26 protein-coding genes are annotated in these 22,528 nt (G+C 66.0%); 21 read left to right on the forward strand and 5 right to left on the reverse strand.

Annotated features, from left to right (window positions below):
* The first annotated feature begins 24 nt into the window (after positions 1-24).
* Positions 25-225 carry a CsbD family protein gene (locus P0Y64_09250; GenBank protein ID WEK41626.1) on the forward strand — a complete coding sequence of 67 codons (201 nt, stop codon included), beginning with the start codon at positions 25-27 and terminating at the stop codon, positions 223-225.
* A 222-nt stretch (positions 226-447) separates the two neighbouring features.
* The gene (locus tag P0Y64_09255; GenBank protein ID WEK41627.1) at positions 448-1,035 is read left to right on the forward strand and encodes an outer membrane beta-barrel protein; all 588 of its coding nucleotides are present in this window, start codon (positions 448-450) and stop codon (positions 1,033-1,035) included.
* Positions 1,036-1,060: 25 nt separating this feature from the next.
* Here the strand turns inward: P0Y64_09255 and P0Y64_09260 are convergent, their stop codons facing one another.
* Positions 1,061-2,710, reverse strand: coding sequence for a thiamine pyrophosphate-binding protein (locus tag P0Y64_09260; GenBank protein ID WEK41628.1), 1,650 nt, complete (start codon positions 2,708-2,710; stop codon positions 1,061-1,063).
* Between the two features lie 105 nt (positions 2,711-2,815).
* Here P0Y64_09260 and P0Y64_09265 point away from each other — a divergent pair, with 105 nt between their 5' ends.
* From P0Y64_09265 to grxD, 12 genes are all read left to right on the forward strand, one after another.
* Positions 2,816-3,736, forward strand: coding sequence for an SMP-30/gluconolactonase/LRE family protein (locus P0Y64_09265; protein ID WEK41629.1), 921 nt, complete (start codon positions 2,816-2,818; stop codon positions 3,734-3,736).
* Between the two features lie 3 nt (positions 3,737-3,739).
* A complete protein-coding gene (locus tag P0Y64_09270; GenBank protein ID WEK41630.1) occupies positions 3,740-4,435 on the forward strand; it encodes a VIT family protein in 696 nt (231 codons plus the stop codon).
* A gap of 46 nt (positions 4,436-4,481) precedes the next feature.
* The gene (locus P0Y64_09275) at positions 4,482-5,135 is read left to right on the forward strand and encodes an HAD-IA family hydrolase (protein WEK41631.1); all 654 of its coding nucleotides are present in this window, start codon (positions 4,482-4,484) and stop codon (positions 5,133-5,135) included.
* Positions 5,136-5,244: 109 nt separating this feature from the next.
* The gene (locus tag P0Y64_09280) at positions 5,245-5,952 is read left to right on the forward strand and encodes a CoA transferase subunit A (GenBank protein WEK41632.1); all 708 of its coding nucleotides are present in this window, start codon (positions 5,245-5,247) and stop codon (positions 5,950-5,952) included.
* Positions 5,953-5,984: 32 nt separating this feature from the next.
* Entirely contained in the window at positions 5,985-6,839 is an 855-nt protein-coding gene (locus P0Y64_09285) for an HAD family acid phosphatase (protein ID WEK45018.1), read from the forward strand.
* Positions 6,840-6,842: 3 nt separating this feature from the next.
* Complete coding sequence (locus P0Y64_09290; GenBank protein ID WEK41633.1) at positions 6,843-7,490, forward strand: 3-oxoacid CoA-transferase subunit B; 648 nt, start codon at positions 6,843-6,845, stop codon at positions 7,488-7,490.
* Positions 7,491-7,576: 86 nt separating this feature from the next.
* On the forward strand, positions 7,577-9,007 hold the full coding sequence (leuC, locus tag P0Y64_09295) for a 3-isopropylmalate dehydratase large subunit (GenBank protein WEK41634.1): 1,431 nt from the start codon (positions 7,577-7,579) through the stop codon (positions 9,005-9,007).
* 149 nt (positions 9,008-9,156) lie between these two features.
* The gene (gene leuD / locus P0Y64_09300) at positions 9,157-9,750 is read left to right on the forward strand and encodes a 3-isopropylmalate dehydratase small subunit (GenBank protein WEK41635.1); all 594 of its coding nucleotides are present in this window, start codon (positions 9,157-9,159) and stop codon (positions 9,748-9,750) included.
* Positions 9,751-9,875: 125 nt separating this feature from the next.
* On the forward strand, positions 9,876-10,877 hold the full coding sequence (locus tag P0Y64_09305; GenBank protein WEK41636.1) for an NADPH:quinone oxidoreductase family protein: 1,002 nt from the start codon (positions 9,876-9,878) through the stop codon (positions 10,875-10,877).
* 140 nt (positions 10,878-11,017) lie between these two features.
* A complete protein-coding gene (locus tag P0Y64_09310) occupies positions 11,018-11,341 on the forward strand; it encodes a DUF1476 domain-containing protein (protein WEK41637.1) in 324 nt (107 codons plus the stop codon).
* Position 11,342: 1 nt separating this feature from the next.
* Positions 11,343-11,576, forward strand: a complete 234-nt coding sequence (locus tag P0Y64_09315; protein WEK41638.1) for a BolA family transcriptional regulator — start codon at positions 11,343-11,345, stop codon at positions 11,574-11,576.
* 27 nt (positions 11,577-11,603) lie between these two features.
* The gene (gene grxD, locus P0Y64_09320) at positions 11,604-11,930 is read left to right on the forward strand and encodes a Grx4 family monothiol glutaredoxin (GenBank protein WEK41639.1); all 327 of its coding nucleotides are present in this window, start codon (positions 11,604-11,606) and stop codon (positions 11,928-11,930) included.
* A gap of 230 nt (positions 11,931-12,160) precedes the next feature.
* Here the strand turns inward: grxD and P0Y64_09325 are convergent, their stop codons facing one another.
* Positions 12,161-14,260: a prolyl oligopeptidase family serine peptidase gene (locus P0Y64_09325; protein WEK41640.1), complete on the reverse strand. Its 2,100-nt coding sequence runs from the start codon at positions 14,258-14,260 to the stop codon at positions 12,161-12,163.
* Between the two features lie 165 nt (positions 14,261-14,425).
* Here P0Y64_09325 and P0Y64_09330 point away from each other — a divergent pair, with 165 nt between their 5' ends.
* The 6 genes from P0Y64_09330 to nadA all read left to right on the forward strand — a co-directional run bounded on the left by P0Y64_09330 (position 14,426) and on the right by nadA (position 19,906).
* A complete protein-coding gene (locus P0Y64_09330) occupies positions 14,426-14,794 on the forward strand; it encodes a BlaI/MecI/CopY family transcriptional regulator (GenBank protein ID WEK41641.1) in 369 nt (122 codons plus the stop codon).
* A complete protein-coding gene (locus P0Y64_09335) occupies positions 14,791-16,404 on the forward strand; it encodes a M56 family metallopeptidase (GenBank protein ID WEK41642.1) in 1,614 nt (537 codons plus the stop codon). Before P0Y64_09330 ends, P0Y64_09335 begins: the two co-directional genes overlap by 4 nt.
* Before the next feature lie 110 nt (positions 16,405-16,514).
* Positions 16,515-17,372: an MBL fold metallo-hydrolase gene (locus tag P0Y64_09340; protein ID WEK45019.1), complete on the forward strand. Its 858-nt coding sequence runs from the start codon at positions 16,515-16,517 to the stop codon at positions 17,370-17,372.
* Positions 17,354-18,052 (forward strand): DUF4230 domain-containing protein, encoded by a 699-nt coding sequence (locus P0Y64_09345; protein ID WEK41643.1) that lies wholly within the window; start codon positions 17,354-17,356, stop codon positions 18,050-18,052. The genes P0Y64_09340 and P0Y64_09345 overlap by 19 nt, the downstream gene beginning before the upstream one ends.
* 61 nt (positions 18,053-18,113) lie before the next feature.
* Positions 18,114-18,875: a hypothetical protein gene (locus tag P0Y64_09350; GenBank protein ID WEK41644.1), complete on the forward strand. Its 762-nt coding sequence runs from the start codon at positions 18,114-18,116 to the stop codon at positions 18,873-18,875.
* A gap of 32 nt (positions 18,876-18,907) precedes the next feature.
* Positions 18,908-19,906, forward strand: a complete 999-nt coding sequence (gene nadA / locus P0Y64_09355) for a quinolinate synthase NadA (GenBank protein ID WEK41645.1) — start codon at positions 18,908-18,910, stop codon at positions 19,904-19,906.
* 111 nt (positions 19,907-20,017) lie between these two features.
* On the opposite strand, the gene purQ is transcribed toward nadA, so the two are convergent.
* Together purQ and purS are read right to left on the reverse strand one after the other, a co-directional pair.
* Positions 20,018-20,683: a phosphoribosylformylglycinamidine synthase subunit PurQ gene (gene purQ / locus P0Y64_09360; protein ID WEK41646.1), complete on the reverse strand. Its 666-nt coding sequence runs from the start codon at positions 20,681-20,683 to the stop codon at positions 20,018-20,020.
* Positions 20,680-20,922 (reverse strand): phosphoribosylformylglycinamidine synthase subunit PurS, encoded by a 243-nt coding sequence (gene purS / locus P0Y64_09365; GenBank protein ID WEK41647.1) that lies wholly within the window; start codon positions 20,920-20,922, stop codon positions 20,680-20,682. Before purS ends, purQ begins: the two co-directional genes overlap by 4 nt.
* 134 nt (positions 20,923-21,056) lie before the next feature.
* Here purS and P0Y64_09370 point away from each other — a divergent pair, with 134 nt between their 5' ends.
* A complete protein-coding gene (locus P0Y64_09370; GenBank protein ID WEK41648.1) occupies positions 21,057-21,209 on the forward strand; it encodes a hypothetical protein in 153 nt (50 codons plus the stop codon).
* Here P0Y64_09370 and P0Y64_09375 read toward each other — a convergent pair.
* Positions 21,191-22,504, reverse strand: a complete 1,314-nt coding sequence (locus P0Y64_09375; protein ID WEK41649.1) for a M20/M25/M40 family metallo-hydrolase — start codon at positions 22,502-22,504, stop codon at positions 21,191-21,193. The genes P0Y64_09370 and P0Y64_09375 overlap by 19 nt on opposite strands.
* Positions 22,505-22,528: the final 24 nt, after the last annotated feature.

Genomic DNA, 22,528 nt, shown 5'->3' on the forward strand with positions numbered 1-22,528 from the left:
CGGCGTTCCCATAGGAGACCGGACATGGGCGAATTGGTCGACAAGATCAAAGGCAACGTGAACGAGGCCGTCGGCAAGGCGAAGCAGGCGATGGCCGATAAAGACCCAGCTACGCGCACCGACAAGGACGCGGAGCTGGAGGGCGAGGGCGCCAGGCAGGAGCTGAAGGGCAAGGCCCAGCAGTTCATCGGCAAGGTGAAGGGCGCACTGGGCGACGATATCTGATCGGTGCCTGAAAAGTCGTGCGGCGCTCGCCGTGAATGGGCCGTTTCGGGATGCCGGAGCGGCCCTTTTCGCATCATGTTGCGGGTGCCGGAACGATCGCGACAATTTGCCCCAAAGCCGCCGTAATCCTGCAATCCCGCGCAATATCGCGGAGAGCAAAAAGGCGTTTCTCCTCCCCGCCGCCCGGTTCCCTCACGGATGGCGTGTTCGAGGAGTTTCATCATGTACCAGTATCTTTCCGCCCCGGTCGCTGGCCTCGCGCTGCTGGCGCCGGTTGCGGGCGTCGCGCTGTTCGCCGCCATCGCCGCGACACCGGCCGAGGCGCAGGACGCGACAGCCTTTCAGGGACCACGCGTGGAGGCGACGGTGGGGCTGGACCAGCTTCGCTTCGATCTCTCCAATATCGGCGGCGCGGGCCGCGATAAGGCGAGTGACATCGGTTATGGCTTTGCGCTCGGATACGACAAAGCGGTGGCGCCCAAATTGCTGATCGGCGTGGAAGGGGGAATGAACTTCTCCGACGTATCCTATGCCGATGACGCGTTGCGCAGCCGGCGCGAGTTTGACGTATCGGGCCGGATCGGCACGCCGATCACCCATAACACGCTGCTTTACGGCAAGATCGGCTACAGCAATTTGCAGGTGCGCGAACTCGATCAGACGCGCAATCTCGATGGCCTGCTGCTTGCTGCCGGGGCCGAGGTGAAGGTGTCGCCGATCGTCTATCTCAAGAGCGAATATCGCTACGCCACTTATGGCGACGGCTATTCGACCAACGGCGTGCTGACCGGCGTCGGCGTGCGCTTCTGATCGCCCGCGAAGCGGTAGGGAGCCCCTACCGCTTCGCGATTGCCGAGAGGGTGGTGCCGGCGGTGATCTGCTCGATATCGGTTTTCACATGGAGCAGTCGGACGCCGTGCTCGGCCATCGCGCGGTCCAGCGCGGGAGCGAAATCGGCGGTGCGGGTCACGGTTTCGCTCCATCCGCCATAAGCGCGGGCGAGCAACGCGAAATCGGGATTGGCGAGCCGGGTGGCGGAAATGCGCCCCGGGAACTCGCGTTCCTGATGCATCCGGATCGTGCCATAGGCGCCATTGTCGACAAGGATCACCAGCAGATCGCAACCATGTTGCACGGCGGTGGCGAGTTCCTGCCCGTTCATCAGGAAATCGCCGTCCCCCGCCAGCGCGACCACCATGCGTTCCGGGTGACGCCGCGACGCCGCCACGGCCGCCGGCACGCCATAGCCCATCGCCCCCGCCGTGGGTGCAAGCTGCGTGCCCGGCCCCGCATAGGGCCAATAGCGATGCCACCAGCCGGAGAAATTGCCCGCCCCGTTGCAGATGATCGTATCCGCCGGCAGCCGCTCGCGCATCGCGGCGACGCATGGGCCGAGGTCCATGACCACACCGTCGCGCGCGCGCGGCGTGGACCATGCGAGATAATCGCCATGCGCCGCCGCCGCGTCCGCCCGCGCCGGCGCATCGATCGCGGCGACCGCGCTCGCGAAGGCTGCCATCGACGCGCAGATCGCGAGATCGGTGGCATAGGTCATGCCGAGTTCGCCCGCATCGGGATGAACGTGGATCAATTGCTGACCGGGGTGATCTGGGGTGACGAGCGTATAGCCGTCGGTCGTCGCCTCGCCCAGCCGTGCGCCGACGACGAGCAGCAGATCCGCCTCGCGCACCCGCGCGACGAGCTTCGGGTTCGGGCCATAGCCAAGATTGCCGGCATAGGCCGGGCAATCATTGGGCACCGCATCCTGCCGCCGGAACGCAGCGACCACCGGCACGCCCGCGCGATCGGCCCAGGCCGCGAAATCGCGCGCCGCTTCCTGATCCCATCCCGCGCCGCCAACGATCGCAACCGGGCGCTTCGCCGCCGTGAGCAACTCCGCGAGCCGGTCGATCGTGGCGGGATCGGGCGCCTGCGCAACGCGCTCGACCCGCGCCCGGTCGAGCGCCTCCACGCGATCGAGCAACATGTCCTCCGGCAGCGCCAGCACCACGGGGCCCGGCCGCCCGTTCATCGCCACGGCATAAGCGCGCGCGACATATTCCGGGATGCGCCGCGCATCGTCGATTCGCGCCGCCCATTTCGCGACGGGGCCGAACATCGCCTCGAAATTGATTTCCTGAAACGCCTCGCGGTCCCGCGTCGCCCGATCGACATCGCCGACGAACATGATCATCGGCTGGCTGTCCTGCATCGCGACATGCACCCCGATCGATGCGTTGGTCGCGCCCGGCCCACGCGTGACGAAGGCCACGCCGGGGCGATGCGTCAGCGTGCCATCGGCACAGGCCATGAAGGCCACGCCGCCCTCCTGCCGACAGGTGACGACATCGATCTGCGGCGTATCGACCAGCGCATCGAGCACGGCGAGGAAGCTCTCCCCCGGCACGGTGAAGATGCGCTCGCAGCCTTGCGCCACAAGCTGATCGACGAGGATACGCCCCCCGGTGCGGTTTTTGCTCTCCATGCGACAGGGTCTAGCCGGGCGGTCGCTAGGGTGGAAGGCGGCTATTGCGAAGCCGTTCGACTTAACCGATGCTTCCCGCACAGAAAAAGCAAGGAGAGCGACGGCGTGAGCGATTTCACCCTGGTGGCCGATGGCCTGCGTTTCCCCGAAGGCCCGGTGTGGATGCCCGATGGCAGCATCATCCTGGTCGAGATCGAATCCGGTCGAATCACTCGCGTCACCCCCGATGGCCGCAAGCACACCGTCGCCGAGCCGGGTGGCGGCCCCAACGGCCTCGCGATCGGGCCGGACGGGATGCTCTATTGCTGTAACAATGGCGGGTTCGAATATCTCGAATCGAACGGCTATCTCGCGCCGCACGGCATCGCGAAGAATTATTCCGGCGGCCGGATCGAGCGGATCGACCCGGCGACCGGCAAGGTGGAGGTGCTCTACAAGTCGGGCGATTTCGGCTGCACACTGCGTGGACCGAACGACATCGTGTTCGATGCACATGGCGGCTTCTGGTTCACCGATCACGGCAAGGTCGATTACGCGAAGCGCGTGCATGACATTGTCGGCATCTTCTACGGCAAGGTCGATGGCAGCCATCTGGAGGAAGTGATCTTCCCGTCGAACAATCCCAACGGCTGCGGCCTCTCGCCCGATGGGACGATCCTCTACGCCGCCGAAACCTACACCTGCCGGCTGATGCGTTTCAACATCACCGCTCCCGGCAAGGTTTCGCCCGACGCGGGCCCCGGCGGCCCGGGCATCCCGCTCTATCGCCCGGCGGGATATAAATTCTTCGATTCGCTGGCGGTGGAGGCATCTGGGAATGTCTGCGTTGCGACGATCGGGGAGAGCGGGATCAGCGTGATCTCGCCAGCCGGGGAACTGGTGGAGTTCGTCGCGACCGACGATATCTTCACCACCAATATCTGCTTCGGTGGCGCAGACATGATGGATGCGTGGATCACGCTTTCCGGCACCGGGCGACTGGTGAAAACGCGCTGGAAACGCCCCGGCCTCAAACTGGAATATTGATCGGTGCGCCCCCGCCACCGGGAGTTTCATGCGGCGGATCGGATCGGCTGGCTGCGCGCGGCGGTGCTCGGCGCGAACGACGGCATTCTCTCCGTCTCCAGCATCATCGTCGGCGTCGCGGCGGCGCGGCCGGGCGTATCGGCGATCCTGCTCGCGGGAATCGCCGGGCTGGTGGCGGGCGCGATGTCGATGGCGGCGGGGGAGTTCGTCTCGGTCAACAGCCAGGCCGATGCCGAAGGCGCCGATCGCGCGAAGGAGGCGGCCGAGCTTGCCGCCGATCCCGATGCGGAGCATCGCGAACTGGTCGCGATCTATCGCGCGCGCGGGCTGGATGCCGCGCTGGCGGAGCAGGTTGCGACGCAGATGAGCGCGCATGACGCGCTCACCACCCATATGCGCGACGAACTCGGGCTGACCGACGCGGCCGCCGCACGGCCGGTGCAGGCGGCGCTTGCCTCAGCGGGTAGCTTCTTCGCGGGGGGCGCCGCGCCGATGCTGACTGTATTGCTGGCGCCCGACGACACACTGGTCTGGGCGGTGCCGGCGGTCGCGCTCGTCCTGCTCGCGGTGCTGGGTGCGGTCGGCGCGCGCGCTGGCGGCGCGGGGGCGGCGAAAGGCGCGCTGCGCGTCACCTTCTGGGGGGCGGCGGCGATGCTCGTCACCTATCTCATCGGCGATTTCGCGGGCGCCACTTTATAGCGGTGGGGCTTGCGCGGCGGCGCGCGCCACGGCACGGAATGGGGCGATGAAGCGCGACACAGTGATCTTCGATTTCGGCGGGGTGGTCACGTCATCCCCGTTCGAGGCGTTCAACCGGCTGGAGCGGGATCGCGGCCTGCCGCCGGATTTCATCCGCAAGGTCAATGCGCTGTCGCCCGACGACAATGCCTGGGCGCGGTTCGAGCGCGCGGAGATCGATTCCGCCGGTTTCGATGCGGCCTTCGCACGTGAGGCGAGTGCGCTAGGCCACAACCTGCGCGGCGAGGATGTGCTGGCGGTGCTGGCCGGCGATATCCGTCCGCGCATGGTCCATGCGCTCGATTGGCTGAAGCGCCACGGCTATCACATCGGCTGCATCACCAATAACGTGCCCGCAGGCGAAGGCGCGGGGATGGAGCGCAGCAGCGAGCGGGCCCAGGCGGTGAGCACCGTGCTCGCGCGGTTCGATTGCGTGATCGAATCGAGCAAGGTCGGCATCCGCAAGCCCGATCCGCGCATCTATCAAATGATGCTCGCGCATTTCGCCAAACCGGCGGAACGTTGCGTCTATCTCGATGACCTTGGCATCAACTGCAAGCCGGCGGCCGAGCTTGGCATGCACGCGATCAAGGTGACCGGCGAGGCGCAGGCGCTGGACGATCTCGCAGAGGCGCTGGGGGTGGAGAAGGGGCTGTTCTAACGCCCCGCCGTGCGCGGCGGGATAAAGTTGAATACCTATTCAGGTTGGCTTGCGGTGACGCGCATCCCCCGCTAACCGCCGGGCCGGATGAACGGAGAGTCACCGGCCGATGAAGAAGCTCTACCCCGACGCCGCCGCCGCCCTTGATGGCGTGCTGTTCGATGGCATGACGATCTGCGCGGGCGGCTTCGGCCTGTGCGGCATCCCGGAACGACTGATCGACGCGATCCTCGCGGCGGGCACCAAAGATCTCACCATCGCCAGCAACAACGCCGGGATCGACGGCGAGGGGCTGGGCAAATTGCTCCGCACGCGCCAGGTGAAGAAAATGATCTCGTCCTATGTCGGCGAGAACAAGGAGTTCGAGCGGCAGTATCTTTCCGGCGAGCTTGAGGTCGAGTTCTGCCCGCAGGGCACGCTGGCCGAACGCTGCCGTGCCGGTGGCGCGGGCATTCCCGGCTTCTACACCAAGACCGGCGTCGGCACGCAGGTGGCCGAGGGCAAAGAGGTCAAGCTGTTCGACGGGCAGGAATATATCCTCGAACGCGGCATCCGCGCCGATCTCAGCATCATCAAGGGCTGGAAGGCGGATGAGGCGGGCAATCTCATCTTCCGCAAGACGGCGCGCAACTTCAACCAGCCGATGGCGACCGCCGGCAAGGTGTGCGTCGCCGAGGTGGAGGAAATCGTGCCGGTGGGCAGCCTCGATCCCGACGGTATCCATCTGCCGGGCATCTATGTGAACCGGCTGATCGTCGGTGCGCCCTATGACAAGAAGATCGAATTCCGCACCGTGCGGGAGCGCGCGACGGCGTGAAGCGGCTCGCGGGCCTTGCCGTGCTCGGCCCGATGCTGGGGCTGACGGCGTGCGCGACCGCGCCCGTCGCGCCCGTGGCGAGTTCGCCCGCAGCCGTGGCGCCCGCGCAGATCGCGCCGGGCTTCCAATATCTTTACGGCTCGGCTGAGGGCGCCGCGATCAGCATTCAGGCGTGGAACGCGTTGGTTGCTTATGCCGCCAGGCAGGTCCGCGCGCGCCCGCGTGACAGCGTGTTGCTGGCTGAAGGTGCGACTCTCGCCGCGCCGGTTTGGGAGCCGTGCGGCGCAAAGCCGTTCGCGGCGGTGTTCGACGTGGACGAAACCGTGCTGCTCAACCTCGGTTACGAGGCGGATGACGCGCAACATCCCGGCCGCGCCTTTGATGACACGCTCTGGGATCGCTGGGAACGCACCGGCATGGGCAAGGTCTCGCCGACGCCCGGTGCGCAAGTGGCGCTCGCCGCGCTCCGTGCGCTGGGTGTGACCGTGGTGTTCAACACCAACCGCGCGGCGAAGAATGCCGCCGAAACCGCCGCGACGATCGAGGCCGCCGGAATCGGCCCGGCAAAGCACGGCGATACGCTTTATCTCACCGGCGACGATGCCACCGGCAGCCACAAGGACGGCCGCCGCGCGATGATCGCGCAGCGCTTTTGCGTGATCGCGATGGGTGGCGACCAGCTCGGCGATTTCAGCGACCTGTTCAACGCCGGCCAGCAACCCGCCGCGCGCCGCGCCGCCGCGTCCGCACCCGCGATCGCGCGGCTGTGGGGCGCGGGGTGGTTCGTGCTGCCCAACCCCGTTTACGGCGCCGCGCTGAAGGGCGGCCTCGACGACATTTTTCCCGCAGACAAGCGCTGGTCAGATCCCGGCGCGCGCAAGGAGTAAGCCATGGCCTGGACCCGTGACGAGATGGCGGCGCGCGCCGCGAAGGAATTGCGCGACGGCTTCTACGTCAATCTCGGCATCGGCATCCCGACGCTGGTCGCGAATCATATTCCAGCCGGGGTGGAGGTGACGCTCCAGTCGGAGAACGGGATGCTCGGCATCGGGCCGTTCCCGTATGACGACGAGGTCGATCCCGATCTGATCAACGCCGGCAAGCAGACGATCAGCGAATTGCCGCAATCGGTCTATTTCGGGTCGGAGCAGAGCTTCGCGATGATCCGCGGCGGCCATATCGACCTGACCGTGCTGGGCGCGATGGAGATCGCCGAGAATGGCGACATCGCCAACTGGATGATCCCCGGCAAGATGATCAAGGGCATGGGCGGCGCGATGGATCTCGTCGCCGGTGTGAAGAAGATCATCGTCGTAATGGAGCATACCAGCAAGAACGGCGATCCGAAGTTCATCGACGCATGCACCCTGCCGCTCACCGGCAAGAACGTGGTCGATATGGTCATCACCGATCTCGCGGTGTTCCAGCGCCCGGATCACAATTCGCCGTTCAAGCTGATCGAACTGGCGCCGGGGGTCACCGCCGAAGAGGTCGCCGCCAAGACGACCGCGCATTATGAGGTGGGGTTGGGCGGCTGAACCGGCCCCGGCGCAATTTCTTTGCGATAAACGGCCCGCAAACGGGGTTTCGCGAAAGCCTCGTTTGCGGTTAATGCGTACCTATCATGTTAAGTCGCCCGCTCACGCTCTACGAAAAGGTCTGGAACGCGCACGTCGTCGAACGACGCGATGACGGCACCTGCCTGATCTATATCGATCGCCACCTCGTTCATGAGGTTACCAGCCCGCAGGCGTTCGAGGGGCTTCGCGCCGCCGGGCGCAAGGTGCGCCGCCCCGATCTGACGCTGGCGGTGCCCGATCACAACCTGCCGACCACGGCGCGCGTCGATGCGGCCGGCAACGAACTGCCGATCACCGATCCCGAAAGCGCGACTCAGCTTTCCGCGCTGCGCCACAATGTCGCGGAATTTGGCGTGCCTTATATCGATGCGCTCGCCGCCGAGCAGGGCATCGTCCATGTCGTCGGGCCGGAACAGGGCTTCACCCTGCCGGGGACGACGGTGGTGTGCGGTGACAGCCACACCTCTGCGCATGGCGCGCTGGGCGCGCTGGCGTTCGGTATCGGTACCAGCGAAGTGGAGCATGTGCTCGCCACGCAGACGCTGCTGCTGTCGCAATCGAAAACGATGGAAGTGCGCGTTGACGGCACGCTCGGCTTCGGCGTCAGCCCGAAGGACGTGATTCTCGCGATCATCGGCAAGATCGGCGCAGCCGGCGGCACCGGCCATGTCATCGAATATACCGGCGACGTGATCCGCGCCATGTCGCTCGAAGGGCGGCTGACAGTCGCCAATATGTCGATCGAGGGCGGCGCACGCGCCGGGATGATCGCGCCCGATGATGTCACCTTCGCCTATCTCAAAGGCCGCCCGATGGCACCCGCCGGCGCGGACTGGGACAAGGCGGTCGCGTGGTGGCGCTCGCTGGCCACCGATCCGGGGGCGAGTTACGACAAGCGCGTCGTGCTGGCCGCGAGCGATATCGCGCCCGGCCTGACATGGGGCACCAGCCCGGAGGATGTGGTGCCGATCACCGGCATCGTCCCCGATCCCGAAAGCTTCGCTGATCCGTCCAAGCAGGCGGCGGCGCGCAAGTCGCTCGATTATATGGGGCTCACCCCCGGCACGCGGATGGAGGACGTGGCGATCCAGCATGTCTTCATCGGATCGTGCACCAACAGCCGCATCGAGGATCTACGCGCGGCGGCGGCGGTCGCCAACGGGCGGCGGGTCGCCGATGGCGTGCGCGCGATGGTCGTCCCCGGCTCGGGCCTCGTCAAGCGACAGGCCGAAGCCGAGGGGCTCGATCGCATCTTCGCCTCTGCCGGCTTTGAATGGCGTGAGCCGGGCTGCTCGATGTGCCTGGCGATGAACCCGGACAAGGTGCCCCCGGGCGAGCGTTGCGCCTCGACCAGCAACCGCAATTTCGTGGGACGGCAGGGGCCGGGTGCGCGCACTCACCTCGTCTCGCCAGCGATGGCGGCGGCGGCGGCGGTCGAAGGCCGGCTCACCGACGTGCGCGAACTGATGCGATAAGTTAGGGGACAGGCGATGAAGAAGGTGCTGCTGCTGCTGGTCGCCGGGTCGCTGTTTGCCGGGGTCGCGGCCTATGCCGCGATCGGGCGGCCGGCCGCTGTGACCAAAGTACGAACGACGCGCTGATCCGCGCGCGAGGAGTATAGAAGATGGAAGCCGTGACGAGCGTTTCCGGCCGCGCCTATCCATGGGGCCAGAAGAACGTCGATACCGATGTGATCATTCCGGCGCACTGGCTGAAGACGATCACCCGCGCCGGCCTTGGCCGTGGCGCGTTCGAAACGGTGCGCGCGGTGCCGGGCAATGTGTTCGACGATCCGGCTTATGCCGGAGCTGCGATCCTGATCGCAGGCGACAATTTCGGTTGCGGCTCCAGCCGCGAACATGCCGCCTGGGCGCTCAACGATCTGGGCATCAAGGCGGTGATCGCGCCGAGCTTTTCCGACATCTTCTCCGGCAATGCGTTCAAGAACGGCATCGTCACGGTGGTGTTGCCGCAGGAAGCGATCGATCGGCTGCTGGAGGCGGCGAAGACCGATCCCGTTACCGTCGATCTGGAAAGCATGACGGTGACGACGCCTTATCAGGATCGGTTCGCATTCTCGCTCGATCCGTTCCGCCGCGAATGCCTGATGCACGGGCTGGACGAGATCGGCCTGACGATGGAGCGCGACGCCGCGATCGGTCGATATGAGGCGGAAATCGATGCCGGCCGTCCATGGGTGAGCCGCCGCGCGGCCTGACGCGGCGCACGATTCCTCAAACCCTCTGGACGCGCCACGCCGCGCGCTGCAAGACGATACCGTCAATTCGAAAACGCCGCGCGATCCCGTGATGGGTCGCGCGCTGGCGGAGAGAGGAAGCGGAAATGCGCGCATTATTGTCCACCGCGATCGGCGGACCGGAAACTCTGACAGTCGGTGAACTGCCCGATCCCACGCCCGGCCCGGGCGAAGTGCTGGTCGCGGTGAAGGCCTGCGCGATCAACTTCCCCGACGTGCTCGTGATCGAGGACAAATATCAGTTCAAGCCGCCGCGGCCGTTCGCGCCGGGGGGCGAGATTTCCGGGGTCGTCGAAGCGATCGGCGAGGGCGTGACCACGTTCAAGCCTGGCGATCGCGTGATGGGCAATACCGGTATGGGTGGCCTCAGCGAGAAGGTCGTGATCCGCGAGGCGGGGCTCTATGCGCTGCCGGCGGCACGCAGCTTCGAGGAAGGCGCCTCGATGTTGCTCACTTATGGCACGACGATCCACGCGCTGATCGATCGCGGCCATATCAAGCCGGGCGAAACGCTGCTGGTGCTCGGCGCGGCCGGCGGCGTTGGCCTTGCGGCGGTGGAATTGGGCAAGGCGTTCGGCGCGCGCGTCGTCGGCGCGGTATCGTCGGAGGAAAAGGCGCAGGCGGTGCGCGATGCCGGGGCCGACGACGTGATCGTCTATGGCCGGGGGCCGTTCTCCAAGGATGAATCCAAGGCGCTGGCCGACGCGTTCAAAGCGAAGGCCGCTCCGAACGGCTTCGATCTCGTCTATGATGCGGTCGGCGGCGATTATGCCGAACCGGCGCTGCGCTCGATGGCGTGGGAGGGGCGCTATCTGGTGATCGGTTTCCCCGCCGGCATCCCGAAGCTGCCGCTCAACCTGACGTTGCTCAAGAGCTGCGACATATGCGGTGTGTTCTGGGGTGCGTTCGCGGCGCGGGAGCCGGCGCGCAACCGCGCCAATATCGGGCAGTTGTTCGATCTGTGGGCGGCGGGCAAGATCGCGCCGAAGATCACCGAGGTCTTTCCGCTGGAAAAGGGCGGCGACGCGATCGCCCGGTTGGGTGGACGTCAGGCGATCGGCAAGCTGGTGGTCCGCGTCGCGGACTGAAACGTTCGTTCCCGCGGGTCGGCGCCGCGAAATATGCTCCCTCGCGTATTTCCAAACGGACTCCGACGCGTCGCCGCCCCGACGTTGCGCATGGGCTGCTCCCTCTCTATCTCGAGGGCTCTGATTTATTGGGAGCAGACATGACCACCTTCGACGATCGCGAGCGCGCTTTTGAAAACAAGTTCGCGCGTGACGAGGAAATGGCCTTCCGCATCATCGCGCGGCGCAATCGCCTGCTCGGCCAATGGGCGGCGGGGTTGATGAAGCTCACCCCGGCGGAGGCGGATTCCTATGGCAAGACGGTGATCCACGCCGATCTGGAAGAGGCGGGCGACGACGATGTGGTGCGCAAGCTGCTCGGCGATCTCACCGCCGCTGGCGTCGATATCGACGAGGCCGCCGTGCGCCGCGCGCTGGAGGAGCAGATGATCGAGGCGCGCCGCCAGTTGATGGAAGCGCAATAACATGCCGATGGCGGCGGATGACATCGCCACGCTGATCCGCGAGGGAATTCCGGATGCAGACGTGGAGATCACCGATCTCGCGGGCGATGGCGATCATTATGCGGCGCGCGTCGTCAGCGCGTCGTTCGCGGGGCTATCGCGCGTGAAGCAGCACCAGGCGGTCTATGCCGCGCTCGGTGGCCGCATGGGCGGCGTGCTCCACGCCTTGCAGCTTACCACCGCCGTTCCGAAATAACGGCCAATATATGTTGAGGAACAGGCGATGACCGACGACGTCCAGGCCCGCATCGATGCGGTAGTGAAGAATAATCAGGTGGTGCTGTTCATGAAGGGCAGCCCGCTTTTCCCGCAATGCGGCTTTTCCAGCCGCGCGGTGGCAATCCTCCAGCATCTGAACGTCGAGTTCGAAAGCGTCGACGTGTTGCAGGATCAGGGCATCCGTCAGGGGATCAAGGCCTATTCGGATTGGCCGACCATTCCGCAGCTCTATGTCGGCGGCGAATTCGTCGGCGGATCGGACATCATGATGGAGATGTACGAATCCGGCGAGCTGGCCGAATTGTTCGAAAGCGCTGCCAAGGCTGAGTGACCGGGTGAGGGCGGGGCGTCGCGAGATCGAAGTAGCGACGCACCCGCCCTGCTGAAGCGTTTTGACTTTAACGCTCGGTGCGCCATTCACGATGCAGCACGCGTGCCAAAAGGCGAAGGGCACGGAAATCCATCGGAACAGTGGTTAACGCGCAAAGTCGCGATGCCCGAACTGTAAAAATTTACGACAGAACAGCATGGTGGGAGCCCGTGCCACCTGCGCCCGCCGGCCTATTTATCCTTCAGCTCCGTTTCGAAGAAGCGCACGGTCGCGGTGTCGGCCTTCAACCAATCCGCATAGCGCAGGAAGCCGTGGATTTCGTTTGGCAGGATCAACTGCTCATAGCGGACCCCGGCATTGTCCAGCCGCCGCGCCAGATCGATCGTCTGGTTGAAACGCACGTTCCGGTCGTCATCGCCATGGATCAGCAGCACGGGCGATTTCCAGCGCGCGACATCGGCGATCGGCGAGCTTTCGAAGGCGGTCTTGAGCGTTGCCTCCCAATCGCCCTTTTCATGGCGTTCGACGGGTTTGCCTTCCTCCGCGATCAGGCGTGACCAGTCGTGCACGCCGTGCAGATCGACCCCGGCCTTGAACGTCGCGCTGTCCCGCGCGAGCGCCAGCGCGGTCAGATAGCCGCCATAGGAGCCGCCCCAGATGCCGATCCGATCGGGGTTCACGTTGCTCAGCGATTGCAGATATTTCGCGCCGGCCTGAACGTCGCGATATTCGGACGCGCCACGGAAGCTGGCCTTGTCAGGGTGCTGGAATGCGCGACCATAACCGATGCCCAGCCGATAATTGACCGAGAGCACCACGAAGCCGCGTGATGCCAGATATTGGTTCACCGCATAGCTGTGGGCGTAATAATCCATATAGGGGAAGCCCAGCAGCATCTGCCGCATCGGCCCGCCGTGGACGAAAACGATCGCCGGATGCTTGGCCTTGCCGCCTGCCGGCTCGAACAACTGCCCATGGACGACAAGTCCATCTGCCGCCTTGAAGACGACGCGCTTCGGCGCGACCATCGGTGGTGCGTATCCGGCCGATGAGGCCCCGACGAGTGTGCCGTTCCCGGCCCCGCTGCTCATCCGCACCTCTGCGGCGCGGGTCGCTCCCGCCGCGACAAAGGCGATACGATCGCCCCCGACGGCCACTGGCGTCCACTCCAGCCCATCGCCCCGTGTCATCGCCACCGGCTCCGCACGGTCGATCGGCACGCGGAATATGTGGCGGCGATCGTCGTCCTCGGCCGCCGTGCCGGTATTGGCGTCATAGAACAGCGTCGCGCGATCGCGCGACATGGTGGTGTGCTCGACCATGAAATTGCCCGGTGTCAGCAGCAATGGCTGACCGCCCGCCGCTGGCATCGAATAGAGATGCGGCCAACCGTCCAGTTCGGCGCGGAATACCAGGCGATCATGTGCGCCCCACATCAATGCCGCGCCATCGGCGATCGAGTCGGGATAGGAGCCTTCTAGAGTGCGCGGGCTTTGCCACACCACTTTGCCGTCGCCGCTCGTCGCATCGGCGACGACGATCGACCAGGGGAGCGGTGTTTCGGTCAGCATCGGTTCGGGCGCGCCGCCATTGCCGGGAAGCCGGGTGAAGGCGACACGCTGCCCATCCGGAGACCACACCGGCGCACCATCGAAGCCAGTCGCCGGGGCCAGCCAGACGATCGGCTTGTCCGCGCCGGACCATATGCCGACGAAGCTATGGTCGCCCCGCCCCGAGACGAAGGCGAGCCGCGTTCCGTCTGGCGACCAGGCGAGCGCGGACGCCTTGCCGCGATCAGCGATAAGCTGCTTCGGTTTTTCCTTCCCGGCGCCGTCGACGCTCCACACCTTGCCGCTTTTGATGAAGGCGACGCGTCCTTTGGCGGAGATCGCCGGCGTGTCGCCCTCGGCGATCTTCACTGGCACGCCGCCGCCTGTGGCGGCGGACCAGATTTCCAGCGTGACCGCATCCGGGCTGTCGGCAGGATTGGGCTCCCAGTCGATCGGCCAATTGGAGTCATGATCGCCGCCGCGCACCCAGATCGCTCGCGTGCCATCGGGGGAAAGCATCAGCCCGGTCAATTCCTGCCCGTCGTCCGCGAGCGCGCCGGTCAGCGCCCGTGCGCGATAGTCCGGGCCGGTGGCGGTCCAGACGTTGCGCACGCCTTTCACCACGCTGATCCAGGCGATGCGATCCGCGCGTTCCGCGGCGATCAGCGCGGTGGGGAAGGGGTAGGCCAGCGCGGCTTCCAGCCCGGGTAGGGGCGCCTCGGCCGCCCGCGCCGTTGCCGGAGCGGCCACCAGCAATATGGCTAGCGCGACTGACCTCATATCTGCCCCCTTCTTGATCCCGAAGGCGGCAGCTTAACGGCCGATCGGCCATTGGCAATTGCGCCCCGGCCGGTCGAAACGAGATGAGCCGGATCGTCCTTTCGCTATTGACCACAAGCGTAATCGATGTAATTACAACCGTAGTCGATAGGAGGGTGCCGAGTCGTGGCCGAGCGGATCAGCGATGCCGAACATGCCGTGATGGAGGTGTTGTGGGATGATTCCCCGCTCACCGCGCAGGAGGTGGCCGAGCGTGTCGGCCCCGATCGCGGCTGGAGCGTCAATACCGTCAAGACCCTGCTCGGCCGGCTGCTCGCCAAGAGCGCGGTTTCGCACGAGGAAGACGGCCGGCGTTATCTTTATCGCCCCGCCGTCCAGCGCGGCGACTATGTTTCCGGTGAATCGCGGCGGCTGATCGATCGGCTGTTCGGCGGCAAGCTTACGCCGCTGGTCGCGCATCTTGCCGAGCGCGACGAACTTTCCGCGCAGGATATCGCCGAGATCGAGGCGCTGCTGAAGGCGCTGAAGCAATGATCGGCTGGGCGGTGGAAGCGCTGATCGCTTCGGCCGCGCTGATCGCGCTGGTGCTGGCGATCCGCGTTCCCGTGCGCCGCGCGTTCGGCGCCCCGGTGGCTTATGCGCTGTGGCTGCTTCCCGTGCTGCGGCTGGTGCTCCCGCCGCTCCCTGCGACATTGCGTGACGGGGTGGTGCCGCCGATCGCCGCGCCGCTGGGCGATATGGGCCGCCAGGTGTCGTGGATGATCCTGCCGGCCGCGGGCGTCGATGCGTCGACGGCCCCCGATCTCGGCGCGATGATTGGTGGCGCGGCCGTGATCCTGTGGAGTGTCGGCGCGCTGGGCTTCATCGGCTGGCAATTCGCAGCTTATGTTCGTTTTCGCCGCCGGTTGCTCGCGGCCGCGACTCCGCTCGACACGATCGGCAGCGTCACGATCGTTTCCAGCCCGGCGGCATCCGGCCCGCTCGCTTTCGGCATCATGCGGCGTTTCGTCGCCTTTCCGCGCGATTTCGCTGGCCGTTATGACGAGAGCGAGCGCGAACTGGCGCTGGCGCACGAGCTTGGCCATCATGCGCGCGGCGATCTGATCGCCAATTGGGTCGCGCTCGCGGTCCTGGGGCTGCACTGGTTCAATCCGGTGGCGTGGTTCGCCTTCCGCGCTTTCCGCGCCGATCAGGAGATGGCGAACGACGCGCGCGTCCTCGCCGGGCGCAATCCCGCCGAGCGGCACGCCTACGCCTGCGCCATCGTCAAGGCGGCGCACGGCGGGGCGATCGCCGCCGCCTGCCATTTGCACACGGTCGATGATCTCAAGGGGAGATTGCGCATGCTTTCCACACCCGCCACCCGCGCCCGGATCGTTGCCGGCACGGTCAGCATCGCTGCACTGGGCGCCGCCGCGCTAGGCCTTACCGCCACCGGCACCGCCGCCGCCGCGAAAATGCGCGCCGGCATGGAGCGTGTCACCGGGGTCGATATCGACGCGATCCAGCTGGCCTCGCTGCTGCGTCCGCCGCCCGAGCTGTCGATGCCCGCCGCGCCGATCGCGGGTGAGGGCAAGCGTCGCGTGGTGATCCACCGTGATGGCGGGACGCAGGTTTATGAAGGGGCGGACGCGGACGCCTATATGGCCGACCATCCGGCCCCGCTCCCGCCGCAGCCCCCCGTTCCGCCGTCGCCCGACATGGTGCAGGCGCCGCCCGCTCCAACCGCTCCACCCGCTCCACCCGCGCCGCCGTCTCGCGAGGAGATCGATCGCCGCGTCTCGCGCGCCATGGCATCCGTGCCGACCGTTGTGTCGCGCGATTGCGGTGAAGGCGGGCGCGATGCGCGGATGACGATGCGCGGCCACGAAAATGGCCATCGCACCGTCGTGATCTGCAATGACCGTATCGCGCGGGCAGGAGCGGAAGGGGAGCGCCGCGCGGCGATTGCGACGCAGATGGCCGCGGTCGATACGGTGGCGATCAAGCGGCAGGCGATGGCCAGTGCTATCGCCGGGATGCGCGCCGCCCGCGCCTCGATCGCGGCGAAACGCAACATGCCCGAAGATGCGCGTCGTGAAACGCTGGCGGAGCTGGATCGCAGCATCGCGGAAATGTCGCGGGAAGATCCGGACAGGGATTGATCGAACCGGGGGAGGAGCCGGTCGGCCGGTCGCCACCGAATAAGGTTGGGGCCGGCCGTTTCATGCCGCTTTCCCTTGCCATACGGGCGTTCAGCCGCCATCTCGCGCGGATGGACGAGCCACCGACCGGCATCGCGATCGCGCTCGAACCGCTCGTTACGCGGGTTCTTGCGCCCAATCCGTCGCCCTATACCTTCACCGGCACGCAGACGCATATCGTCGGCACCCATGATCTCGCGGTGATCGATCCGGGCCCGGAGGACGAGGCGCACCACGCGGCGTTGATCGCCGCGATCGCCGGGCGGCCGGTCCGCGCGATCGTCATCACCCATCACCACCGCGATCATTCGCCCGCCGCGATCCGGCTGAAGGCGGAAACCGGCGCGCCGATCGTCGGTGCCGCGCCATTCCATGTGTCGAGCGAGGTCCCGCGCGCGGATGCGGCATTCGACGCGCATTACGCCCCTGATCGCGTACTGGCGGAGGGCGACCGCGTCGCGGGCGAAGGCTGGACGCTGGAAACGATCGCGACGCCGGGCCACACCTCCAATCATCTCGCCTTCGCGCTGCTGGAGACAAAGGCGCTGTTCTCGGGCGATCATGTGATGGGCTGGTCTACCAGCGTCGTCTCGCCACCGGATGGCGACATGAGCGCCTATATGGCCAGCCTCGAAAAGCTGATGAACCGCGACGATCGGGTTTACTACCCCGGCCATGGCGAGGCGGTGGAAAAGCCGCAGCGGCTGGTGCGCGGGCTGCTCGGCCACCGCAAACAGCGCGAGGGTCAGATTCTGCGGCTGCTCGGCAACGGCGCGAGCGCGGTGCCGGCGATGGTCGAGAAAATGTATGTCGGGATCGACCGGCGCCTGTTCGGCGCGGCCGAGCAATCCGTGCTGGCGCATCTCGTCGATCTCGAACAGCGTGGGCTGGTCGCTTCGGAAGCGGGGGTATGGCGGAACGTCGCGTAAGGCCGTTCGCGGTCGATTTCCTCGCGGCGCTTGCGATCCTGCTCCTGCTTGCTGGCGGCGGCTGGTGGCTGGCGCAGCGCTATGTCACTTCGCGCCTCACCCCCGATCCGACCACGATCGCCAGCGCCAGCCTGTCGGGGCTGCGCGAGCAGAACCGCCTCTCCGCGTTCGCGGCGCGCTTCGTGGCGGTCGTGACGTCGAAACAATCGCAATTCGGGTTGAGCGCGGAACGGACCACGATCATGCCGGGGATGGTTCGCTATGAGGTCGATCTCGGCCGCCTCTCGCAGCGCAACGTGGCATGGGACGCCGCCACGAAAACGCTGTCCGTGCGGTTGCCGGCTGTCGAGGTGACGCCGCCGGCGATCGATCTCGATGCGATCCGCAGCTATGGCTCGGGCGGGGTGCTGATGGCGCTTACGCCCGCGCGCGAGTCGCTCGATTCGGCGAACCGCAGCGCGGGGCAGGCGGAGCTGTTGCGGCAGGCACGCGCGGCACCGATGATGAACATGGCGAAAGATGCGACGCGCCGCGCGGTGGAGCGCAGTTTTGCCATGCCATTGAAAGCGGCCGGAATAGACGCGATCGTCAACGTGCGCTTCGCCGATGATCCGGTGCGCGACGGGGAACGCTGGGACGTCAGCCGCAGCCTGGAGGAAGTGCTCGGCAACCGGCGTTGAGTGATCGTTGCGATTGCGGTATGTTTCTTCCCATGCGGGAGCGGTTCAGGGGAGACCGACGATGGCGGTGCTTGCTGATTCCATGACGGCAAGGAAGGGGCGCGATCGCTTCTTCCTGATCGGTGCGTTCCTGATGGCCGCGGTCATCGTCGCCGGCTTTGCGGTCAATCTGGCGCTTGGGCGATCCAGCTTCGGGCTGCCACTCATCTTTCATGTCCACGCGTTCATCTTCTTCGGGTGGGTCGCGCTGTATCTGACGCAGAATGTGCTGATCGAACTGGGGTCGGTTCGGGTCCACCGCACGCTCGGCTGGATGGCCGTGCTGTGGGTGCCCGCGATGGTCGCGATGGGCACCGCGATCACCGTTTACGTGGTGCGGATGAATATCGCGCCGCCTTTTTTCGACGCGCGCGAATTCCTGTTCGGTAACCCGATCGCGATACTCTGTTTCGCCGGGCTGGTGGCGACAGCGATCGCGATGCGGCGGCGTACCCCATGGCACCGGCGGCTGATGTTCTCCGCGATGGCGATCCTTACCGGGCCCGGTTTTGGCCGCCTGCTGCCGATGCCGTTCATGATCCCATGGTCCTGGCCGATCGCCGCGGTGGCGGCGCCGCTGTTGTTTATCGTCGCGGGCATTGTCGCCGATTGGATTCGCCTGCGCAGCGTGCACCCGGCATGGCTGTGCGCGGTCGCGGCGATACTCAGCACGCATCTTGTGTCTCAGGCGCTGGCGTTCAGCGCCCTTGGCGAAACGGTGACGCGCGAGGTGATCGCCGGGATGCCGGGCGCAAACCGCAGCTTCGCACCGCACTTCCCTTGATTGCGCGCGCCGGGCAGTCCATCTGACGATATATGGAGCAGCCTACCAATTTGCGCGGCCTGGATTTGCGCGCCGAGATCGAACGACTCCGCAAGGAGCGGAACGCAGTCATCCTGGCGCATTATTATCAGAAGCCGGAAATTCAGGATCTCGCCGATTTCGTCGGCGACAGCCTCGATCTGAGCCGCAAGGCACAGGCGACCGATGCCGATGTGATCGCTTTTTGCGGCGTGCGTTTCATGGCGGAGACGGCGAAGATCCTGTCGCCTGACAAGATCGTCGTGCTGCCCGATATGGACGCCGGTTGCAGCCTTGAGGATAGCTGCCCGCCCGAGCAATTCGCGGCATTCCGTGCGCAGCACCCGGATGCGATCGCGCTGACCTACATCAATTGCTCGGCGGCGGTGAAGGCGCTGTCGGACGTGATCGTCACCTCGTCCTCTGCGGAAAAGATTCTGTCGCAGATTCCGAAGGATCAGCCGATCATCTTTGGCCCCGATCGCAATCTCGGCGGCTATCTCGCGCGCAAGACCGGGCGGGATCTGATTCTGTGGCCCGGTGTGTGCATCGTGCATGAGGCGTTCAGCGAGACGGAACTACTCAAGCTGAAGGCGGAGCATCCCAGCGCGCCGATCGCGGCGCATCCCGAGTGCCCGGCGGTGATCCTCGATCATGCCGATTATGTCGGCTCGACCAGCGGCATCCTCGAATATGCCAAGTCCTTCCCCGGCGACACGCTGATCGTCGCGACCGAGCCGCACATCATCCATCAGATGGAAAAGGCGCTGCCGGGCAAGAATTTCATCGGTGCGCCCGGCGCGGACGGCAACTGCAACTGCAACATCTGCCCGTATATGGCGCTCAACACGATGGAGAAGCTCTACATCGCGCTCCGCGATCTGGAGCCACGCATCGAGATGGACGAGGAATTGCGGCTGGGCGCGAAGAAGAGCCTCGACGCAATGCTGGCCATGGCGAGCGGGACGGTCGGGCTGGGTGATCTCGGCCCGGCGAAGGTCAAAGGCGACTGATGGGGGGCGGGAGGCTGGCTGCTCTCCCGCGACCATCGCGCATGCCTTGCGCGAAATTCCTGGCCTGACAGGGGGGCGCCCCGGCGTTGGGCCGGGGAACGGCGAAAGCGGTTAGGCTACCAGCTCCAGCAGGCCTTCGAACAGGCGGCGGCCTTCGTCCCCACCATGCGCATCCTCGATGCGGCGTTCAGGGTGCGGCATCATGCCCAGCACATTGCCGGCATCATTGAGCACGCCCGCGATCGAGCGCGCGCTGCCGTTGACGTTTTCGGCATAACGGAACGCCACGCGGCCTTCGCCCTCCAGCCGGTCGAGCGTCGCGGCATCGGCGAAGTAATTGCCATCATGATGCGCCACCGGAATCAGGATGCGCTCACCGGCGGCATAGCGGCTGGTGAACGCCGATTGCGCATTCTCCACCGTTAGAGCGACGTCGCGGCACACGAAGTTCAGCCCGGCGTTGCGCATCAGCGCACCGGGCAGCAGCCCGGCCTCGGTCAACACCTGAAAGCCGTTGCAGATGCCGAGCACCGGCATGCCCTTCGCCGCCACATCGGATATCGCGCGCATGATCGGCGAGCGCGCGGCCATCGCGCCGGAACGCAGATAATCTCCATAGGAGAAGCCGCCGGGCAGCGCGACAAGGCCAACGCCATCGGGCAGCTCGCTTTCGCGATGCCACACCATTTCCGGCTTGCGCCCGGTCACCGCTTCCAGCGCGACCGCGATGTCACGGTCGCAATTCGATCCCGGAAAGACGATGACCGCGGTTTTCACTTCGCAGGCTCCAGATGTTCGATGCGATAATTTTCGATCACCGTATTGGCGAGGAGCTGCCGGCACATCGCATCGATCGCCGAATCATCGGTCGAATCGGCGACATCCAGCTCGATCAACTTGCCGACGCGGGCGTCGTTGATTCCGGAAAAGCCAAGGCCGGCAAGGGCGTGTTCAATCGCCTTGCCCTGCGGATCGAGCACGCCGGGCTTCAGCGTCACATGGATGCGGAGCTTCATGTCCGCGCCTATGCCGTAGCGCGCGACGCCCCGCAACCTCGCGCTGTTAAAGTCGATCGCGCCGTCACGATCGCGGTTGCCGAAAATTAACCTTGTTATGCGATGGTGGCCCGCGTGGGAGCGAGGGTCGTTGTATGATCTCAGGTATCGCCACCGCGCTGTTCGTCGCGCTTTTCGCGTTCGGCGGTGACTATTTCGGCTGGGAAGACCCGCACGGCCGGGTGAGCATTGCGTTGCTCGTCGTGTTCCTGTGCGGGGTCGTCGTCGGCTATCGCTTCAAGGGGTGAGCGGCACGCGGCTGCGCGGCGAGCCGGCTGATCAGCGCGGCACTGCGCAGCGCCTGGCGCGGCAGGCTGGCGAGGTCGATCCACTCCCCGTCTGCATGCGAATTGCCGCCCGACGCGCCCAATCCGCCCATCGTCACTGCGTCCGCCGCAACGAAGCTCGAATCCGCCGCGCCCCGGCGTGACGGATCATATTCCGGCATTTCGGGCAGGCCGAACTCGCGGTTGACGCGATTAAGTTCGCCCAGCAGCGCGCGATTGGCGCTGGTCGGCGGCATCGTCGGATATCCTTCGAAGAAGCCGATCGTCGCGGTGGTTCCCGGCAGATGCTGCGCGACGATTTCCTGCATCCGCCCACGCACCCGCGCTTCCTGTTCCGGGGTGAGCGCGCGCAGATCACCACGCGCCACCGCATCGGATGCGACGATATTGGGCTTGCCCGTGCCCGTCGCGACGACGCCCGCCGTGTCCATCGCCGCCGGGGTGCCACCGGCCATCACGCCGACATTATAGGTCAGGTTCTTTTCGGGCAGCTCGCGGCGGAACGTGTCGAGGATGCGCGCCAGCTCGTAGATCGCGCCATAACCGAGCGCGCTGCCGAACACCCCGCTCGAATGGCCCGTCTTGCCATTCGCGACGATCTCCCAGGTCAGCGATCCGCGCCGTGCGACGGTGGCGTAATCGGTGCCGTTCTCGGTCGCGACATTTTCATATTCCAGCGCGACATCGGCCCATTTGCCCGCATCGATCAGGTCGCGCCGCGCCGCGTCCTGCGGTGCGCCGGTGCGTTCTTCGTCGCCGGTCAGCACCACCTTGATATCGGCGTTCTTCAGCGTGCCCGCCGCTTGCATTGCGCGCAATGCCGCGATGATCACCACCAGCCCGCCCTTGTCGTCGCCCACACCCGGCCCGATCGCGCGGCCGCCCTCGCGCCGGAAGCCGGTGAACGGGCTGGAGGGTTCGAACACGGTATCGAGGTGGCCGATCAACAGGATGCGCTTGCCGCGCCCGTTGCCCGTGTGCGTCGCGACGATATGGCCGGCGCGGCCGGTGGCGCGCATGTCGATCCACTGTACATCGAAGCCGAGCGCCGCCAGTTCACAGCGCATCATTTCGCCCACTGCCGTTACGCCCGGCAGGTTGAGCGTGCCCGAATTCTGCTTCACCAGCCGTTCGAGCAGCGCCTCGTTGCGCGGCGCGTCTGCCGTCACCGTCGCGCGCATCTTTTGCTCGGCAGGGCTCGTCGCGGCGGTGGCGAGCAACAGCGCGAGCGTGGCGAGCGCGGGACGGATAATCATGCGGCGGAACCCCCTGAATGTCGG

Origin of the sequence: Candidatus Sphingomonas colombiensis (assembly GCA_029202845.1) — a bacterium.
GTDB lineage: Bacteria > Pseudomonadota > Alphaproteobacteria > Sphingomonadales > Sphingomonadaceae > Sphingomonas > Sphingomonas colombiensis.

Excerpts from the sequence above, each read along its gene's own strand:
- P0Y64_09375 (WEK41649.1), bottom strand. The coding sequence starts at position 22,504 with ATGATTATCCGTCCCGCGCTCGCCACGCTCGCGCTGTTGCTCGCCACC.
- P0Y64_09350 (WEK41644.1), top strand. The coding sequence starts at position 18,114 with ATGGCGGTGCTTGCTGATTCCATGACGGCAAGGAAGGGGCGCGATCGC.
- P0Y64_09370 (WEK41648.1), top strand. The coding sequence starts at position 21,057 with ATGATCTCAGGTATCGCCACCGCGCTGTTCGTCGCGCTTTTCGCGTTC.
- P0Y64_09285 (WEK45018.1), top strand. The coding sequence starts at position 5,985 with ATGCTGGGGCTGACGGCGTGCGCGACCGCGCCCGTCGCGCCCGTGGCG.
- P0Y64_09340 (WEK45019.1), top strand. The coding sequence starts at position 16,515 with ATGGACGAGCCACCGACCGGCATCGCGATCGCGCTCGAACCGCTCGTT.
- P0Y64_09335 (WEK41642.1), top strand. The coding sequence starts at position 14,791 with ATGATCGGCTGGGCGGTGGAAGCGCTGATCGCTTCGGCCGCGCTGATC.
- P0Y64_09310 (WEK41637.1), top strand. The coding sequence starts at position 11,018 with ATGACCACCTTCGACGATCGCGAGCGCGCTTTTGAAAACAAGTTCGCG.
- P0Y64_09260 (WEK41628.1), bottom strand. The coding sequence starts at position 2,710 with ATGGAGAGCAAAAACCGCACCGGGGGGCGTATCCTCGTCGATCAGCTT.
- purS (WEK41647.1), bottom strand. The coding sequence starts at position 20,922 with ATGAAGCTCCGCATCCATGTGACGCTGAAGCCCGGCGTGCTCGATCCG.
- P0Y64_09325 (WEK41640.1), bottom strand. The coding sequence starts at position 14,260 with ATGAGGTCAGTCGCGCTAGCCATATTGCTGGTGGCCGCTCCGGCAACG.
- grxD (WEK41639.1), top strand. The coding sequence starts at position 11,604 with ATGACCGACGACGTCCAGGCCCGCATCGATGCGGTAGTGAAGAATAAT.
- nadA (WEK41645.1), top strand. The coding sequence starts at position 18,908 with ATGGAGCAGCCTACCAATTTGCGCGGCCTGGATTTGCGCGCCGAGATC.
- P0Y64_09250 (WEK41626.1), top strand. The coding sequence starts at position 25 with ATGGGCGAATTGGTCGACAAGATCAAAGGCAACGTGAACGAGGCCGTC.
- P0Y64_09345 (WEK41643.1), top strand. The coding sequence starts at position 17,354 with ATGGCGGAACGTCGCGTAAGGCCGTTCGCGGTCGATTTCCTCGCGGCG.
- P0Y64_09280 (WEK41632.1), top strand. The coding sequence starts at position 5,245 with ATGAAGAAGCTCTACCCCGACGCCGCCGCCGCCCTTGATGGCGTGCTG.
- leuC (WEK41634.1), top strand. The coding sequence starts at position 7,577 with ATGTTAAGTCGCCCGCTCACGCTCTACGAAAAGGTCTGGAACGCGCAC.
- P0Y64_09290 (WEK41633.1), top strand. The coding sequence starts at position 6,843 with ATGGCCTGGACCCGTGACGAGATGGCGGCGCGCGCCGCGAAGGAATTG.
- P0Y64_09305 (WEK41636.1), top strand. The coding sequence starts at position 9,876 with ATGCGCGCATTATTGTCCACCGCGATCGGCGGACCGGAAACTCTGACA.
- leuD (WEK41635.1), top strand. The coding sequence starts at position 9,157 with ATGGAAGCCGTGACGAGCGTTTCCGGCCGCGCCTATCCATGGGGCCAG.
- P0Y64_09315 (WEK41638.1), top strand. The coding sequence starts at position 11,343 with ATGCCGATGGCGGCGGATGACATCGCCACGCTGATCCGCGAGGGAATT.
- P0Y64_09275 (WEK41631.1), top strand. The coding sequence starts at position 4,482 with ATGAAGCGCGACACAGTGATCTTCGATTTCGGCGGGGTGGTCACGTCA.
- P0Y64_09255 (WEK41627.1), top strand. The coding sequence starts at position 448 with ATGTACCAGTATCTTTCCGCCCCGGTCGCTGGCCTCGCGCTGCTGGCG.